This is a genomic window from Amycolatopsis heterodermiae (assembly GCF_034929455.1).
Classification (GTDB): Bacteria; Actinomycetota; Actinomycetes; order Mycobacteriales; family Pseudonocardiaceae; genus Amycolatopsis; species Amycolatopsis heterodermiae.
In genome coordinates this window covers 483,293-500,240 of record NZ_JAYFSI010000005.1, presented here as the reverse complement: position 1 = coordinate 500,240, position 16,948 = coordinate 483,293, and the positions used below count along the sequence as shown (strand labels likewise).

Sequence of the window (16,948 nt, the reverse complement as noted above, 5' to 3'; positions counted from 1 at the left end):
TGGCAGCACCCGGCGAGCCCGTTGTGTTCCAACCGGAGAACGGGAGACCTGGGTCGTCCCGTACGGGCGCTCCAGTCGGCACCTGACCTCGCTCCGGAATGATCGCGCCCCGGTCGCCGTTAAACTTGGCTGGCCCTTTTCCTTGAGGCGAAAGCAGGATGCTCTTGTCCGTCTCGCCGGACGAAACACACGCCGCCGAGCTCGCTCGTGAGCAGGCGTACGTCACCACCCTCTACACCAAGCTCGACGCCGAACGCGTCGACGCCCAGCGGCGCCTCGACGAGACGCTGCGGCTGACCGGCGGCACCCCGCAGGCCCGCACCGAACGCGACGTCGCGACCACCCTCTACACCGACCGGCTCGCGCAGCTCGGCTCCGTCGAGCAGGGCCTCGCCTTCGGGCGGCTCGACTTCGTGCCCGGCAGCACCGAGGAGACCACCTACATCGGCCGCCTCGGGCTGTTCGACGAGGACGACGACTACCAGCCGCTGCTGGTCGACTGGCGCGCGCCCGTCGCGCGGCCCTTCTACCTCGCCACCGCCGCGTCCCCCGAAGGGGTGAGACGGCGGCGGCACCTGCGGTCGCTGACCCGCAAGGTCACCGGCTTCGACGACGAGATCCTCGACCTCGCCGCCGCCGACCAGGGGCAGGACCTCGGCCTCGCCGGGGAAGCGGCGCTGCTCGCCGCCCTCGAGCAGCGCCGCACGGGTGAGATGAGCGACATCGTCGCGACCATCCAGGCCGAGCAGGACCGGATCATCCGCGCGCCGCTCGGCGGGGTCATGGTCGTGCAGGGCGGGCCGGGCACCGGCAAGACCGCCGTCGCACTGCACCGCGCCGCCTACCTGCTCTACACCCACCGCCAGCAGCTCACGACCCGCGGCGTGCTCGTCGTCGGGCCGAACAGCACGTTCCTGCGCTACATCGGCCAGGTCCTGCCGTCGCTGGGGGAGACCGGCGTGCTGCTCGCCACCGTCGGGCAGCTCTACCCGGGCCTGGACGCCGACGGCGTCGAGCGGCGCGAGACCGCGGAGATCAAAGGCCGGCTGGTCATGGCCGACGTGCTGGCCAACGCCGTCCGCGACCGCCAGCGCGTCCCCGACCCGGTGCTGGAGGTCGAGTACGAGCACGACGTCCTCAAGCTCGACCGCAAGACCTGCACCGACGCCCGGACCCGCGCCCGCCGCTCGCGGCGCCCGCACAACCCGGCGCGGCGCCTGTTCGTCTCCGACGTCCTCGACGCCCTGACCCGCCAGGCCTCGCGCAAGCTGGGGGAGGACCTCCTCGACAGCCAGGACGTCCAGGACATCCGCGCCGAGCTGGCCGCCGACGAGCACATCGCCGCCGCGCTGGACGAGCTGTGGCCGGTGCTGACCCCGGAAGGCGTGCTCGACGACCTGTTCGCCGACCGCGAACGCCTCGGCAGCGCCGCCCGGAAGCACCTGTCCGAGGCGGAGCGCGCGCTGCTGGAGAGCAGCCGTGACGCGAAGTGGACGCCGTCCGACGTGCCGCTGCTCGACGAGCTGGCCGAGCTGATCGGCGTCGACGACACCGAGGCCCGCGTCGAGCGGAAACGCCGTGAGCGCGAGGACCGCGCGTACGCCGAGGGTGTGCTCGACATCCTCGAGCAGGACGAGGAGATCATCGACGAAGAGCTGCTGCGCGTCTCGGACGTCCTGGACGCCGAGCTGTTCGCCGAGCGCCAGCAGGAGCGCAGCGAGCTGACCGCGGCCCAGCGTGCCGCGGCGGACCGGACCTGGACGTTCGGGCACGTGATCGTCGACGAGGCCCAGGAACTGTCCGCGATGGACTGGCGGCTGCTCATGCGGCGCTCGCCGAACCGGTCGATGACGCTCGTCGGGGACGTCGCGCAGACCGGCGCCGCGGGTGGCGCGCGGTCGTGGGGCGAGGTGCTCTCGCCGTACGTCGAGGACCGGTGGCGGCTCGAGCAGCTGACCGTCAACTACCGCACGCCCGCCGAGATCATGGCGGTCGCGGCGCGGGTGCTGGCCGAGGTCGACGCGGGCCTGACCGCGCCGTCGTCGGTGCGGGAGACCGGTGTCCCGCCGTGGTCGGTGCGGTCGGCGGACCTGGCGTCGGAGCTGCCCGATCTGGTGACCGCCGAACTGTCCGCTGTGGACGGTGGCACGGTCGCGGTCCTGGTGCCCGCGGCCCGGTTCGACGAGGTTTCGGCCGTGCTGGGCGCTTTCGGCGAACGGCTGAGCGTGCTGACGGTCGAGCGGTCCAAGGGCCTGGAGTTCGACGCGGTGGTGCTGGTCGCGCCGGACGAGGTCGTCGCGGGCTCGCCGCGCGGGCTCAACGACCTGTACGTGGCCCTGACCCGGGCGACCCGGCGGCTCGGCGTGGTCCGGACCGGTGACGACGTGCCGGCACTCTCCGTGCTTGGCTAGTCTGCCCGGCATGCAGAAAATCGGGAAGATCGTGGTCGCCGTCGCGGCGGCGCTGTCCCTGGCCGCGTGCGGCCAGAAGGCCCAGCCCCAGCAGACGGCCGCGCCGGCGGGCCCGCCGGTTCCGTCGTCGAACGCCGCGCCGGCGACCCAGAGCAAGGGCCGCGAGTGCACGGCCGACGACGTCAAGACGACGGGCAAGTTCGGCGAGGCGCCGACGATCACCATCCCCGACGACTGCGACCCGCCGAAGAAGCTGATCACGAAGGACCTGTCCGAGGGCACCGGCAACGGCGCGAAGGCCGGCCAGGCGCTGAAGATGAACTACACCGTCGTCACGTGGTCGGACAAGAAGGTCCTCGACAGCTCGTTCGACAGCAAGCCGTTCGACCTGAATCTCGGTGCCGGTGAGGTCATCCCGGGCTGGGACCAGGGTTTGGTCGGCGTCAAGCAGGGAGGCAGGCGGATGATGATCATCCCGCCCGACCTCGCGTACGGCCAGGGTGGCCGTGGGATCAAACCGAACGAGACGCTGGTGTTCGTCACCGACGCCGTGGCGGTCCCAGCCGCCTGACCGAGTGGTACGCCCTGCCCGTTCGAGGTACAGCCGCCTTCGGATGTTGACCTTCGGTTCTCGCGCCACCTATCTTGGCGAAAGAGGGGGTGAGTCCGAATTGGGGTATTCGGACGGGCAGGTCCACCGTGGCCGGGTTCGCCTGTGGCACAAGGACGACGGCTGGGGCGTGGTCGAGTCGCCCGCTTTCGACGATCCCATCTGGGTGCACTATTCGACAGTGGACCCCAAGAGCTGGGGAGTGCTCGTCGGCGGTTTCCGTCACCTCTACGAAGGTGACGAAGTGGAGCTCACGGTCGAGCGAGCCGAACAAGATGAATTCCATCTGAGGGCGCTCTGGGTCAAATCCACGAAGGGGAACCCGTGATGACGAAGATTCGCTGCATCCGTGAGGTGCTCACCGTCGGCGCGGCCTTGCTGGCTTTCACCAGCGGGACCGTCGGAGTGGCGGCCGCGGACCACTACTTCACGTTCACGCAGACCGGCACCACGTTCGACCAGACGGACCGCAACGGCAGGTTCACCGGTCAAGCGCAGACCAATCCGGGGCACGCGGTCCCGATGGCCTGGTCGTTCCGGATCTCGCCCGCGGTTCAGGCGATCGCCACCAGCCCGATGGATTGCTCGGCGGGCCACATGCAGCTGAACTACCACGACAACCACCCGGCCGTGCCGGTCGACTACTTCTGGCACTCGACGGTGCAGGGGAACCAGTCGAACAACAAGAAGTACGATCTCTTCGGGAACTGCACTTTCCGCGTCCAGGGGCCAGGGACCGCGAACCTGAAGTTCGTGTTCCACTACTCGATGTTCTGCGGTCCGTGCGGCCCGGCGTCGTTCGCCGCCGCCGAGCCGGGCGGCTACTCGTCGACGCTGGACATTGCCTACGACCGGTGAGCAGGCCGGGGCGCATCCTGCCCCGGCCCCACCCGTCAAGGAATGAGCAGCACCTTGCCGGTCGTCCGGCGGCCCTGAAGGTCTTCGTGGGCGCGCCGGGCGTCGGCGAGCGGGTAGGTGCCGCCGATGCGGACGGTCAGGTCGCCCGCCAGGACCGCGTCGAACAGTTCCTTCGCGCGCCAGTCCAGCTCCTCGCGCGTGCGGACGTAGTGCACCGACGTCGGGCGGGTCAGGTACAGCGAGCCGCCCGAGTTGAGGCGCTGGGGGTCGACCGGCGGCACTGGGCCGCTGGCCGCGCCGAACAGCGCGAGCAGGCCGCGGACCTTGAGGCTCGCCAGGCTGGCGTCGAACGTGTCCTTGCCGACACCGTCGTAGACGACGTCCACGCCTTCGCCGTCGGTGAGGTCGCGGACTCGCTTCGCGAAGTCTTCGCGGTCGTAGCGGATCACCTCGTCGGCGCCCGCCCCGCGTGCCAGCTCGGCCTTCTCGTCGGTCGACACCGTGCCGAAGACCCGGGCGCCGCGGGCCTTCGCCAGCTGGACCAGCAGCAGGCCGACGCCGCCGGCGGCCGCGTGCACCAGCACGTCGTGACCCGGCTTGACCTCGAACGTCGACGCGACCAGGTAGTGCGCCGTGACGCCCTGCAGCATGGTCGCCGCGGCCGTCTCGAGGGAGACGCCCTCGGGCACCTTCACCGCCACCGACGCCGGGAGCAGCTTGCGGGCGGCGTAGCTGCCCAGCGAGCCCTGCCAGGCCACGCGGTCGCCGACCGCGAACCCGTCGACGTCCGGGCCGACCTCGGCGACCGTGCCCGCGCCCTCCAGGCCCGGCACGAACGGCAGCTCCATCGGGTAGATGCCCTGGCGCTGGTAGGTGTCGATGTAGTTCACGCCGGCCGCGGCGACGTCGACCAGCAGCTCGCCGGCGCCGGGGGCCGCGACGTCCACTTCGGCCGGTTCGAGCACTTCCGGGCCGCCGGTCTTCGTCACCTGCACTGCGGTGGGCATGCGTCCTCCTCGGAATCAGGGCTTGTTCCAGGCACAACTATGGCCGACGCCACGCTGTTCCGCGTCCCGGCCGCCGGTTGGTTATGGTTCGGGACGTGGCTGATTCGGATTCGGAAGAAACGGTTGCGCCCACGTCGGCCCAGCTGACCGCGGCGCGCAAGTTCGTGAAGGCGCACGGCAAGCCGTCCCGCGCGGTGGTGGAGAACATCGGCCGCGCCGGTGCCCGGGTCGTGCTGGTCGGGGCCGACGGCGCGCTCGGCGACGTCGTCGTGCCGGCCGTCGCGACCGGCGAGGCGCTGGTCGAGGCCGTCGAGGACCTCGAAACCGCTTCGTGGGACGCGGAGACGGTGAAGGCCACCAAGATCGGTGCCGCGCACCGCCGCAAGATGGCCGGCCGGTGAGCCGCACCGCGATCCTCGTCGGCTGCGCCGAACTGCCCGAGGGCGACGGCGACGAGCACGCCGTCCCGGCGGCGCTGACCGAGCTGGGCTTCGGCGTCTCGTGGGCGGCCTGGGACGACTCCCGCGTCGACTTCGGCGCGGCCGACGCCGTGATCCTGCGCGCCACCTGGGACTACCCGGCCCGCCGCGGCGAGTTCCTCGACTGGTGCGAGTCCGTGCCCGCGCTGTACAACCCGGCGGCCGTGGTGCGCTGGAACACCGACAAGTCGTACCTGGCGGAGCTGCTGGACGCGGGCGTGCCGGTGGTCCCGACCACGCTCGTCGAGCCGGGTGAACCGGCGAAGTTCCCGAAGTCGGCGTACGTGGTCAAGCCGTCGGTCGGCGCGGGTTCCCGCGGCGCGGCCCGGTTCGACGCCGGCGCGGACGCTTCCGCTCACGTGGCCGCCCTGCACGAAGACGGCCACACGGCGCTGATCCAGCCGTACCAGTCCAGTGTGGACACCGAGGGCGAGCTGGCCCTGTCGTACTTCGGTGGCATCTACTCCCACGCCTTCGCCAAGAGTGCGATGCTCGGGTCCACAATGGACGACTCCGGGTTGTACCTGACCGAGCAGCTGGCCAAGGCCGAGCCGCCGGCCGACGCGATTGCCGTCGCCGAGGACGTCCTGGACGCGGCCTCGGCGCTGCTGGGCATCCTCCGCGCGGAGCTGCTGTACGCCCGGGTGGACCTGGTCCGCGGCGCGGACGGCAAGCCGCTGCTGCTGGAGCTGGAGCTGACGGAGCCGTCACTGGGCTTCCGCCAGACGGACCCGGCCGCGGCGATGCGCTTCGCCTCGGCGGTGCGCCAGCAGCTGGCCTAACCGGCGGCGGCCTCGACGATCGCGGTCAGCTCGGCCGGGTGCGACAGGAACGGCGAGTGGGACGACGGCAGCCGTTCGACGTGCCCGGCCCGCCCCGCCATGGCTTCTTGGGCGAACACGGGGATGGCGTTGTCGTCCTCGCACACGACGTAGGTGCTGGGCACGGTCTTCCACGCGGCCGCGGTGAGCTGGTCGCTCGCGACCGCGTAACTCTGCGGCCGCAACCGGGCGATCGCCTTTGCGGCAACATCCGGATCGACGTCGGCGAAGAAAATCTCGTGCGGCGTCAGCGGCGTGAAGAGATCACCATCGACCTTCCACCAGGACGGCGGCTGCCCGCCGACGACGCCGAGCAGCGACTCGCCTTCGTCGAGCTGGAAAGCGGTGACGTAAACGAGGTGCACGACGTTCGGGGCCCCGGCGGCCCCCTCGCTGACGGGCGCCCCGCCGTAGGAGTGCGCGACCACGACGACCGGCCCGTCGATCGCGTCGAGGGCAGCGCGGACCGCACGGGCGTCATCGTGCAGCCCGGGCCGGTCCTCGTCCGGGGCGACGCTGGGCAGGTCGACGGTCTCGACCCGCCAACCGTGGGCGACGAGCAGTGTCTGAACGGGCTCCCAGCACCAGGAGCCGTGCCAGGCCCCGTGAACGAGCAGCAAGGTCGGACGCGTCATCGGGTCTCCACAGGGTTCGCGCGGGGTCAGGCGCGAACAGCCCAGCGGAAGCCAGGCCGAAGAACCAGCCACGTTTCCACTGGACGGAAGGCCTGCCTTCATGGAGATCATCGGGCAGCCCGGTATGCGACCGTCAGTGCAATGATCACGACCGCGCCGATCGTGGTGACGGCTACGGATCCGGTGATCACGTAAAGGCCGCCTATTCCGGTTAGCCCGGCTTTGATCAATTCCCGTAGCCCCCGGGAACCACCTCCGCGGGCCGGCCGCCCCCCGATTTCTTTGCTCACTGTACTACCCCTCACTATGGTGTACTAGTACGCCATAGTGTCGAGTGTGCCTCTCGAAGTCTGGGACCAGGAATGATCTTTGATGGTGCGAAGGTGTTTCTGTCAGTCGGACCGGCGCTTTTCTTTTTCCGCCGCTGTCCGGTTCTTCCGCCGGTTTCCGGCCTCTGCCCGGAGGCGGCGCGGTGACGGCCCAGCCGGACTGCGAACGCTTGGGGAGGTCTCCCGAGAAGGCGGCGCTGGGATTGCTGGCCAGGCGGCAGGACGGGGATCTGCTCGGCACTCTCCGGCGCGCGATCGAATCCTCGGTACGCGGTTCCCCCACCGTGCTCACCTGTCTCGTCGATCCGACCGCGTCGCTGGCCGCCACGCCGGAGGTGCGCGCGTTGGCGATCTGGGGGCTCATCGTCGACCGGATCGGCCGGCTGGGCTCGGTGCTGGAACCGCGTGAGCACTTCACCCTGCTCGCCGCGTTCCGGCTTCCGCCGGTGCCGGACGGCGGGGCGACCTGGGCGCCGACCCTTCAGGAACGGTTCCGCCAGCTGGCCAAGGTGCGCGGCCTGTTCGGCAGCCGGGAACCCCTGTCGGACACGCCGATGAACCGGGCGTGGGGGAGCGCGCTCGGGACGCTCTGCGACGCCGTGGCGCGAGACCTCGCGCGTCTCGAGGGGGAAGCTTGGTTGCCCTACGTGGAGATCGGCCGCTCGGCCGCGGAAGGAACCATGCCCGGAACCGGGAGTGCGGAGGGATTCCGTGCTCCGTCCGAGGGCGCGCAGCCGGTGTTCGTGGAACAGATGGTCGTCACCGTTGTCATGGATCGCCGGACAGCGTTGCGCCGCTTCACCAAACGGGTCGTCGTGGCTCGCGAGGACGGTCTCGACGGATACGACGTGCACGCGGTGATCGGCTGGTCCGGGAACCTCAGCGACCTCCCCGTCAAGGCCCTGTGGAACTGCCGCCTCGTCGCGCTGCCCGGGGAGCACCCGGGCGATCCCGTGGTGCCCAGGCTGCGGTTCCGGCGGAGGCTGCGGCTGAACGAGTCCTACGGTTTCGCATCCGAAGCGGTCGACGAGCGTCCCCACGAAGAGCGGCAGTGGATCGGCGTCGCCATCGACCACCACGGTGTGGCGCCGGGGAAGCTGACGATCCGGGTGAACTTCGACGAAGAATGCCTGCCGGAAGCCTGCTGGTGGTACGCAGAACAGCTGGAAGTCGAACGACTGCGCCGGCCGCCGGCGGGGGATCCGCGTCTGCTCGACGTCGGGGACGGGTTCGTGCAGCACACCTTCGAGGGGCCTTGCCATCCGCGGGAGGAGTACGGAATTGCCTTCAGATGGCCCCGAACTTGAATGGAGTGAAGCCGCAGAGGGTGCGCTGCGGCTTCTCCTCCCTGGAAACGTGACGTGGATCAGTTGCCGGTGTTGCCGCCGCCTTCTCCGCCGCCACCGCCACGCTTGTGGTGGTGTCGGTACACGCTTCCGTCTCCTTTATGAATTTGTTCAGCGCAAGAATTACGCCCCGTGAGAAAGACTACCGTGCGTGTTCGCAGGCGCGTGCAGAGGGTGGACGTTCAAGCCGCCCGCTTCGCCGTCAACCGGTCCACCCGCGGCCACCGCACGTCGGTCGCCCAGCCGAGCTTCTCGAAGCCCCAGATGACCCGAGCCGACACGTCCACCTGACCCCGCAGAACTCCGTGCCGCGCGCACGTCGGGTCCGCGTGGTGGGAGTTGTGCCACGACTCGCCCATCGAGAGGATCGCCAGCGGCCAGAAGTTCGCTGCCTTGTCGCGGCTGGCGAACGGGCGCTCGCCGATCAGGTGGCAGATCGAGTTCACCGACCACGAGACGTGGTGCAGGAACGCGATGCGGACCAGGCCGGCCCAGAAGAACGCCGTCACGACGCCCCACCACGACCAGCTGAGCAGGCCGCCGAGCACGGCGGGCAGGGCGAGGCTGAGCGTGATCCACAGCCAGAAGAAGCGGTTGACGACGCGCAGGTCCGCGTCCGCGACCAGGTCCGGGGCGAAGCGGTCGGCGTTGGTCACCTCGCGGCCGAACATCCAGCCCATGTGCGCGTGCCAGAACCCGCGCAGCAGGGCCGAGGGCGACGTGCCGAACAGCCACGGCGAGTGCGGGTCGCCCTCGCGGTCGGCGAAGGCGTGGTGCCGCCGGTGGCTCGCGACCCAGAAGATCACCGAGCCCTGCACGGCCATGCTGCCCGCGACGGCCAGCGCGATCCGCAGCGGCCGGTTCGCCTTGAACGCGCCGTGGGTGAAGTAGCGGTGGTAGCCGACCGTCACACCCAGCGTCGCGAAGACGTAGAACACGGCGGCGAGGATCAGGTCGATCCAGGACATGCCCCAGCCCCAGACGAGCGGGACGGCGATGAGCAGCGCCGCGAACGGCACCAGCAGGAACGTCTTGAGCACGATCATCTCGCCGGTGCCGCGGCGGTGGGAGATGAGTGGCTTGGGCGCGGAGCGCGTCGTCATGGCGCGAACCGTAGCCTGGCCGAGTTACGACGGCGTGGCCGCGGGTTGCTCAAGCGGTGGCGAGTTCCGGTTCCTTCGGCGCGGCGGCCAGCGAGACGACCGGGCCGCGGTCGCGGCTGCCGGTCCACAACGACGCCGTCGCGACGATGACGGCCATCGCGCCGAGCACGTGGAACGACACCATGGCCTCCGGCACGCCCAGCGCGTACTGCAGCGAACCGAGGCCGCCCTGCGCGAGCGCGACCACCCAGACGGCCGTGTAGCGCTGCCACAGGCCCTTAGGGGCGCCGGCGCGCATCAGCTGCAGGCCGAACACCGCGAGCAGCAGCAGGTAGGCGATGAGCAGTCCGCCGTGGACCTGGGCGAGCGTCTCGACCGAGACGGCGAGGCGGTGGGTGTTGATGTCGCCGCTGTGCGGGCCGGCGCCGGTGACGGTGGTGCCGGCCGCGAGCACGAGCCACATCACGACGGCGAGCACGACCAGCAGCTTGCGCCCCGCCGCCGGGACCAGCGACCGCGCGGGCTCGTCGCCCTCGCGGAACGCGCGCAGCAGCAGGACGGCCAGCCAGACCAGGGGAGTGGTGGCGAGGAAGTGGATCGCGACGGTCCACCACTCCAGCTTCGCCAGCACGGTCATGCCGCCGACGACGGCCTGCAGGACCACGCCGCCGGGCATCGTCCAGGCGAGCTTCACCAGGCGCTTGCGGGACGGGTGGTCGATCTGGACGCGCCACGCGGTGAGGACGGCGATCGCGGCCACGGCGATGACGACGCCGGTGAGCATCCGGTTGCTGAACTCGATCCACTGGTTGAGCGCGTCGATGCCGGAGTCGTGCTTCGGCACGAGACTGCCGGCCACGCACTGCGGCCACGTCGGGCAACCGAGCCCGGACCCGGTGACACGCACGATGGAGCCGGTGACGCCGATCAGCGCCTGCGCCAGGACCGCGGCGATCCCGACGGCCCGCTGCACGGCGGCGGAGGGATACGGCAGGCGGGCGACAAGGCTGGTGAACGGCACGGCATCGATGGTAGAGCGCGCGGAAATCCGGCTTTCGGCAGGTCCTGACGCCCAGAACACCGGGACGGGCACAAGGGACCAAGGTCACGCCGCTTCCGGGACCCTGAGCATGAGCGCCCCCAGGGCGGCCTTGGTTGCGTCTGACGCACCGAAGGCGGCCACGGCCCCGTCGAGAGTGGCGGCGGGGCCGAAGGCCACATCCAGGTTTCGCAGCAGGGGCTGTGGCGGGTGCGTGTCGCCCTCGGCGGCGAACGTCAGCATCCGGTCGCCGCGGCCGCCGAGCAGCAGCGGCGGCCGGGCGCGACCCGCGTACACCCGCTCGATCTCGGCGACCACGCCCTTCAACCGCGCGAACCGCTGCCCGGGCGTGCCCCACTCGATCCCGGCGGCCTCGAACTCCGCGCGGACGCACCCCGCGCCGATCCCGATCTCGAGGCGGCTCGCAATGAGGCATGGGACCGCTGGTAGGACTGGATTTGCGAAGATCGAATCCTGAACTCCCGAGGCCCCTACCGGCAGGCACTGCCGACAGTGCGCTGGTTCGGGGCCGGGCGTCAGGTGAGCTTCGTAGTCCGCGAAGCCAGCGCGCCCGCGGCCACCGCCCACACCACCAGGACCAGCGCAGGCCCCGGCGCGAACGACCCGTCCACCAGCGCCGCGCGCATGCCTTCAGCCAAAGCCCCCGACGGCAGTAGCTCGACGACGACGGCCAGTCCGGAGGGCAGAGCCGAAGGCGCCAGCAGGATCCCGCCCGCCAGCAGCAACACGAACCACACGATGTTCGCCAGCGCCAGGACGGCTTCCGCGCGCAGCGCCCCGCCCAGCAGCACGCCCAGCGCACCGAACGCCAAAGTCCCCAGCACCAGCAGCAGAACCGCCGAGGCCAGCCCGGAAACAGAAGGCGACCAACCCAGGAACGCCGCCACCACGCCGATCACCACGGACTGCAGCACTACCACCACCAGCGCCGCGATGAGCCTCCCGGCCACCAGCAGCCAGCGTGGCAACGCCGTCGCCGAGAGGCGCTTCAGGACGCCGTAACGGCGGTCGAAGCCCAGTGCGATCGCCTGGCCCGTGAACGCCGACGACATCACCGCCAGCGCCAGGATGCGGGGCGTGATCCAGTCCACTTTGGACGTCGAGCCGAGCTGGGACGCCGGGAGGATGTCCAGCAGCGACAGGCCGATCAGCAGCGCCAGCGGGATGAGCAGGGTCAGCAGCACCTGCTCGCCGTGTCGCAGGGTCAGGCTCGCCTCGACGCGCGCGTGGGTCCGCAGCATGCGGCCCAGCGAGCCGCGTCCGGGGGCCGGGGTGAACGTGCCGGGCTCGAAGGCCGTCATGCCCGCAGCTCCCGTCCGGTCAGCTCCAGGAAGACCTCTTCGAGCGTGCGGCGGCCGACCTGCAGCTCCTCCGGCAGCACGCCCTGCTGGGCGCACCACGACGTGACCGTGGACACGACCTGCGGGTCGACCGAGCCGACCACGACGTAGGTGCCCGGCGCCGACTCGCGCACGTCGTAGCCCTCGGGCAGCGCCGCGGTGAGCAGCGCCGTGTCGAGCCGCGCGCGGGCCTTGAACCGCAGGCCCGCGGTGCCGCTCTCGTCGATCGTCAGCGTGTGCGGCGCACCCGAGACGACGACCTTGCCGTGGTCCATGATCACCACGGTGTCGGCCAGCGCTTCGGCCTCCTCCATCAGGTGGGTCGTCAGCAGCACCGAGACGCCGTCGGAGCGCAGCGCGCCCAGCAGGTCCCAGACCAGGCGCCGGGCCTGCGGGTCCATGCCGGCGGTCGGCTCGTCGAGGAACAGCAGCTCGGGCCGCCCGACCAGGGCGCACGCCAGCGAAAGCCGCTGCTGCTGCCCGCCGGAGAGGCGCTTGAACGGCGTCCGCCGCACCGAAGCCAGCCCGAGGACGTCCAGCAGCCAGGCGGGATCCAGGGGTGACGCGGCGCAGGACGCCACGAGCTTCAGCATCTCGTCGGCGCGCACGCCGGGGTAGGCGCCGCCGCCCTGGGGCATGATCCCGAGGCGGGGGCGCAGCGCGGCGGATTCACGACGCGGGTCGAGGCCGAGCACGCGCACCGAACCGGCGTCAGGCTTGAGGAAGCCTTCGCAGATCTCGACGGTGGTGGTCTTGCCGGCCCCGTTCGGGCCGAGCAGGGCGAGCAGGCTGCCGCGCTCCATCCGCAGGTCGAGATGGTCGACCGCGCAGGTGGAGCCGTAGCTTTTCACCAGCCCGGTGATCTCGACGGCGGGGGCACTCACATCGGGTCACGATACGGCGTCGGCATGCGCGGGCACCCCCGGGGACGGCCTGGAGAGCAGGACGGGGGCGAGCCGCCGCACGATCAGCATTCCGGCGCCGCACACGACGATCGCCGCGACGTAGGCGAACGGCAGCACGTACGGGCGGCCGTCGAAGGTGCTGCCGGTCGGCGGGAGCAGGAACGGCAGGGCTGCGGAGAGCACCGTCGCGGCCACCCGGAACCGGGACGTCCCGGCCGCCGCGGCGAGCGGGATCACCGCCCACAGCACGTACCAGGGCTGCAGGTTGATCTGCAGGATCATCACCGCGCCCAGCGAGACGCCGAGGCCGATGATCGGCCGATAGCGCCACTTGAAGCTGTCCCAGAGGAACTTGAAGGTGATGGCGACGGCGATGAGGTACCCGAGCGCGCCGAGGATCGGCACCAGCGCGTTGGTGTGGTTGCCCAGCCCGAGCGCGATGCCGAGCACCCCGGAGAGGTTCGCCAGCTCGGCGGTGGGGGAGATCCAGGCGCGGACCAGGCCGGGTGTGTTGAACGTCGCGCCGACCCAGCCGAAGCCGAGGCCGGAGCCGAAGCAGACGGCGGTCAGCACGACGCCGAACCAGGCCGCCATCGGCGCCCCGGCCAGGAACAGGTCCTTGAGCCTGCCGTGCCAGCGCCGCGCGACCATCACCGCGAAGAACGGCAGCGCGAACACCGCCGGCACCTTGACCGCGACGCCGAGGGTGATGATCGCGACGCCGAGCCCGATGTACAGCAGCTCACCCGGTGCCAATGGTGGTGGCGTGTCGCCCTTCACCCGGATCGGCAGCCGCCGGATGCCGACCTCGAGCCCGGCGAGCATCAGGCCGATGGCGAGCGCGTCGTTGTGGGCGCCGGCGACGAAGTGGAAGATCAGCAGCGGGTTCAGCGCGCCGAGCCACAGCGCGGTCGCGGGCTGGACGCCGAAGCGGCGGGCCAGCCGGGGCAGGGCCCAGACGATGAGGACCACGCCGGCCAGCGCGAGCACGCGCTGCAGCAGCACGCCCATCGCGATGCTCTGGCCGGAGATCGGCGCGAGCCAGCCGCCGAGGCGCAGCACCAGCGGCCCGTACGGCGCCGGCGTCTCGCGCCACATGTTCGACACGCCCGCGGTGAACGGGTCGGCGACGCCGAGGGCCTGCGCCGGGCCGAGGGTGTAGGGGTCCATCCCGCGGTGCACGATCTCGCTCTGCGCGAGGTAGCTGTAGACGTCGCGGGAGAACAGCGGCGGGATCACCAGCAGCGGCAGCACCCACAGCGCGATTGTGCGGGCGAGCTGGCCCTGCGACGCGAGGCGCGCGCGGTCCGGGCGGGCGAACTTCCCCAGCATCAGCCAGCTGAGCACCAGGATGCCCATGCCGGAGATGGCGATGGCCAGCGACACGGTGGGGATGCGGGTGAACAGCCGCAGCACCGGGATCTCCTGCACCGGGTTGATCACCGGCGCGGCGCCGGCGCCGAGGGAGCCCAGCGCCAGGAAGAGCGACCCGATCGTGCCGAACCGCCGGACGACGTTCAGCCCCCGGACCTCGTCCCCCTCCAGGGGGAGCGCCACCCGGGGCTCGACGGGCGACAGCGTCACCGGATGCGTGCTCCCGGTGACGACGTCCGCCACTCGCCGGTCCTGCCGTGCAGGATGTTCACCCAGTTCGCCCACAGCCACGGGAGCCAGGGTATCGCCGCCGGTGCCGAGTGAGTCGGGTCACTGCCGAAGACCCCGCCTTTGCCGTCCGACCGGAAATAAGACACACTTGTGTTGTGAAAAAGACGGAGGCGGGTGACCCGGCGGGCGGCGACATGCCCCGCGCCTCGGTCAACGCTGTCCCGTCGCAGGTCAGCGCCGAGGGCAAGACCCGCAACGAGGTCGCCCGGCTGCTCCTGGAACAGGGTCCCATGACCGCCGTCGTGGTCGCCGAGCAGCTCGGGATCAGCCCCGCGGCCGTCCGCCGGCACCTGGACGCTCTTCTCGCGGACGGCGAAGCCGAGACGCGGGACGCGTCGCGCCGCGGCCCCCGAGGCCGGGGTCGTCCCGCCAAGCTCTTCCTGCTGACCGAGTCCGGCCGCGCCCGCTTCGGGCACGCCTACGACGACCTGGCCGTCTCCGCCATCCGCTTCCTCGCCGAGCACGCCGGTGAAGACGCCGTCCGCGCCTTCGCCGAGCAGCGCATCGAGAAGCTCGTCGGGCCGCACCGCTCCGCGATCACTGGATCGAGTGATCCGGCGGCGCGCGCGGAGGCCTTGGCGACCGCGCTGACCAGGGAGGGCTACGCTGCGTCGACCCGTCAGGTAGGCGCACTGAGTTCTTCAGAAGAAGGGCCCGGCCTTCGACAGAACGTCGGCGCCCAGCTCTGCCAGCACCACTGTCCGGTCGCCCACGTCGCCGCGGAGTTCCCGCAGCTGTGCGAGGCCGAGACCGAGGCGTTCGCCGAGCTGCTGGGCACCCACGTCCAGCGGCTGGCGACCATCGCACGCGGTGACTCCGCGTGCACCACCCACGTACCCGCTTCGGCGGGTCCGCCGGCCCATCCCGAGCCGGTCAGAACGGTGCCCTCAGGGCGCACAGCACGGATCCCGAATGGAGGGAAACCCGCATGACTGCCGCTGCCGAGCAGCGCACTCCCACCACCGCGCCACTGAGCCAGGAAGAGACCATCGAGTCCCTTGGCAAGTACGCGTTCGGCTGGGCCGACTCCGACGAAGCGGGCGCCAGCGCCCGTCGCGGGCTGAACGAGGATGTCGTCACCGACATCTCCGGGAAGAAGTCCGAACCGGAGTGGATGCGCGAAGCGCGACTGAAGGCGCTCAAGCTCTTCGAGAAGAAGCCCATGCCCAACTGGGGGGCCGACCTCTCCGGGATCGACTTCGACAACATCAAGTACTTCGTGCGCTCCAGCGAGAAGCAGGCTGCGAGCTGGGAAGACCTGCCCGAAGACATCAAGAACACGTACGACAAGCTCGGCATCCCCGAGGCGGAGAAGCAGCGCCTCGTCGCCGGTGTCGCGGCCCAGTACGAGTCCGAGGTCGTCTACCACTCGATCCGCGAGGACCTCGAGAAGCAGGGCGTGCTCTTCCTGGACACGGACACCGCGCTGCGCGAGCAGCCGGAGCTGTTCGAGGAGTACTTCGGCTCGGTCATCCCGGCCGGTGACAACAAGTTCTCCGCGCTGAACACGGCGGTCTGGTCCGGCGGCTCGTTCATCTACGTGCCCAAGGGCGTGCAGGTGGACATCCCGCTGCAGGCCTACTTCCGGATCAACACCGAGAACATGGGCCAGTTCGAGCGCACCCTGATCATCGTCGACGAAGGTGCGTACGTGCACTACGTCGAGGGCTGCACGGCGCCGATCTACCAGTCCGACTCGCTGCACTCGGCGGTCGTGGAGATCATCGTCAAGAAGGGCGCCCGCTGCCGCTACACGACCATCCAGAACTGGTCGAACAACGTCTACAACCTGGTCACCAAGCGCGCCAAGTGCGAAGAGGGCGCGACCATGGAATGGATCGACGGCAACATCGGTTCCAAGGTGACCATGAAGTACCCGTCGGTCTTCCTCATGGGCGAGCACGCCAAGGGTGAGGTCCTCTCGGTCGCGTTCGCGGGCGAGGGCCAGCACCAGGACGCGGGCGCCAAGATGGAGCACCTCGCGCCGTACACCTCCTCGACGATCGTGTCGAAGTCGGTGGCGCGCGGCGGCGGCCGCACCTCCTACCGCGGCCTGGTCCGCGTGGCGAAGCGGGCGCACCACTCGCGCTCCAGCGTGGTCTGCGACGCCCTGCTGGTCGACACGATCTCGCGCTCGGACACCTACCCGTACGTGGACATCCGCAACGACGAGGTGTCCATGGGCCACGAGGCCACGGTGTCCAAGGTCAGCGAAGAGCAGCTGTTCTACCTGATGTCGCGCGGCCTCGACGAGGCCGAGGCGATGGCGATGATCGTGCGCGGGTTCGTCGAGCCCATCGCGCGTGAGCTGCCGATGGAGTACGCGCTCGAGCTGAACCGCCTGATCGAGCTCCAGATGGAAGGGTCCGTCGGCTAGTC

17 protein-coding genes are annotated in these 16,948 nt (G+C 70.6%); 9 read left to right on the top strand and 8 right to left on the bottom strand.

The genetic code is table 11. From position 1 onward, the window contains the following. Window positions 1–158: 158 nt before the first annotated feature. From VA596_RS24480 to VA596_RS24465, 4 genes are read left to right on the top strand one after another with little or no spacing between them, the layout of a single operon-like run. Complete coding sequence (locus VA596_RS24480; RefSeq protein ID WP_323330407.1) at window positions 159–2,411, top strand: HelD family protein; 2,253 nt, start codon at window positions 159–161, stop codon at window positions 2,409–2,411. 10 nt (window positions 2,412–2,421) lie between these two features. Next, window positions 2,422–2,982: an FKBP-type peptidyl-prolyl cis-trans isomerase gene (locus tag VA596_RS24475; RefSeq protein WP_323330405.1), complete on the top strand. Its 561-nt coding sequence runs from the start codon at window positions 2,422–2,424 to the stop codon at window positions 2,980–2,982. A gap of 43 nt (window positions 2,983–3,025) precedes the next feature. After that, the gene (locus VA596_RS24470) at window positions 3,026–3,349 is read left to right on the top strand and encodes a hypothetical protein (RefSeq protein WP_323330403.1); all 324 of its coding nucleotides are present in this window, start codon (window positions 3,026–3,028) and stop codon (window positions 3,347–3,349) included. Beyond that, window positions 3,349–3,879 (top strand): hypothetical protein, encoded by a 531-nt coding sequence (locus VA596_RS24465; RefSeq protein WP_323330402.1) that lies wholly within the window; start codon window positions 3,349–3,351, stop codon window positions 3,877–3,879. The genes VA596_RS24470 and VA596_RS24465 overlap by 1 nt, the downstream gene beginning before the upstream one ends. 35 nt (window positions 3,880–3,914) lie before the next feature. Here the strand turns inward: VA596_RS24465 and VA596_RS24460 are convergent, their stop codons facing one another. Then, window positions 3,915–4,886, bottom strand: coding sequence for a quinone oxidoreductase family protein (locus tag VA596_RS24460; protein WP_323330399.1), 972 nt, complete (start codon window positions 4,884–4,886; stop codon window positions 3,915–3,917). Window positions 4,887–4,981: 95 nt separating this feature from the next. Here VA596_RS24460 and VA596_RS24455 point away from each other — a divergent pair, with 95 nt between their 5' ends. After that, window positions 4,982–5,287, top strand: coding sequence for a hypothetical protein (locus VA596_RS24455; protein WP_323330397.1), 306 nt, complete (start codon window positions 4,982–4,984; stop codon window positions 5,285–5,287). Further along, entirely contained in the window at window positions 5,284–6,147 is an 864-nt protein-coding gene (locus VA596_RS24450) for an ATP-grasp domain-containing protein (protein ID WP_323330395.1), read from the top strand. Before VA596_RS24455 ends, VA596_RS24450 begins: the two co-directional genes overlap by 4 nt. Here VA596_RS24450 and VA596_RS24445 read toward each other — a convergent pair. Next, a complete protein-coding gene (locus VA596_RS24445; protein ID WP_323330393.1) occupies window positions 6,144–6,821 on the bottom strand; it encodes an alpha/beta fold hydrolase in 678 nt (225 codons plus the stop codon). The genes VA596_RS24450 and VA596_RS24445 overlap by 4 nt on opposite strands. A gap of 472 nt (window positions 6,822–7,293) precedes the next feature. Between VA596_RS24445 and VA596_RS24440 the strand changes: the two genes are divergently transcribed. After that, window positions 7,294–8,457 (top strand): hypothetical protein, encoded by a 1,164-nt coding sequence (locus tag VA596_RS24440; protein ID WP_323330391.1) that lies wholly within the window; start codon window positions 7,294–7,296, stop codon window positions 8,455–8,457. A gap of 221 nt (window positions 8,458–8,678) precedes the next feature. Here the strand turns inward: VA596_RS24440 and VA596_RS24435 are convergent, their stop codons facing one another. The 6 genes from VA596_RS24435 to mptB form a co-directional block, all read right to left on the bottom strand. Then, entirely contained in the window at window positions 8,679–9,599 is a 921-nt protein-coding gene (locus VA596_RS24435; RefSeq protein WP_323330389.1) for an acyl-CoA desaturase, read from the bottom strand. Between the two features lie 49 nt (window positions 9,600–9,648). Then, window positions 9,649–10,620 carry a COX15/CtaA family protein gene (locus tag VA596_RS24430; RefSeq protein ID WP_323330387.1) on the bottom strand — a complete coding sequence of 324 codons (972 nt, stop codon included), beginning with the start codon at window positions 10,618–10,620 and terminating at the stop codon, window positions 9,649–9,651. An 84-nt stretch (window positions 10,621–10,704) separates the two neighbouring features. After that, entirely contained in the window at window positions 10,705–10,956 is a 252-nt protein-coding gene (locus tag VA596_RS24425; protein WP_323330385.1) for a hypothetical protein, read from the bottom strand. A 218-nt stretch (window positions 10,957–11,174) separates the two neighbouring features. After that, complete coding sequence (locus VA596_RS24420; protein WP_323330384.1) at window positions 11,175–11,960, bottom strand: ABC transporter permease; 786 nt, start codon at window positions 11,958–11,960, stop codon at window positions 11,175–11,177. Then, window positions 11,957–12,883: an ABC transporter ATP-binding protein gene (locus VA596_RS24415; protein ID WP_323330382.1), complete on the bottom strand. Its 927-nt coding sequence runs from the start codon at window positions 12,881–12,883 to the stop codon at window positions 11,957–11,959. Before VA596_RS24415 ends, VA596_RS24420 begins: the two co-directional genes overlap by 4 nt. 6 nt (window positions 12,884–12,889) lie before the next feature. Beyond that, a complete protein-coding gene (gene mptB / locus VA596_RS24410; RefSeq protein ID WP_323330557.1) occupies window positions 12,890–14,521 on the bottom strand; it encodes a polyprenol phosphomannose-dependent alpha 1,6 mannosyltransferase MptB in 1,632 nt (543 codons plus the stop codon). 143 nt (window positions 14,522–14,664) lie between these two features. Here mptB and VA596_RS24405 point away from each other — a divergent pair, with 143 nt between their 5' ends. Next, window positions 14,665–15,501 (top strand): helix-turn-helix transcriptional regulator, encoded by an 837-nt coding sequence (locus tag VA596_RS24405; protein WP_458364014.1) that lies wholly within the window; start codon window positions 14,665–14,667, stop codon window positions 15,499–15,501. Beyond that, window positions 15,498–16,946, top strand: a complete 1,449-nt coding sequence (sufB, locus tag VA596_RS24400; protein ID WP_323330380.1) for a Fe-S cluster assembly protein SufB — start codon at window positions 15,498–15,500, stop codon at window positions 16,944–16,946. Before VA596_RS24405 ends, sufB begins: the two co-directional genes overlap by 4 nt. Window positions 16,947–16,948 lie beyond the last annotated feature (2 nt).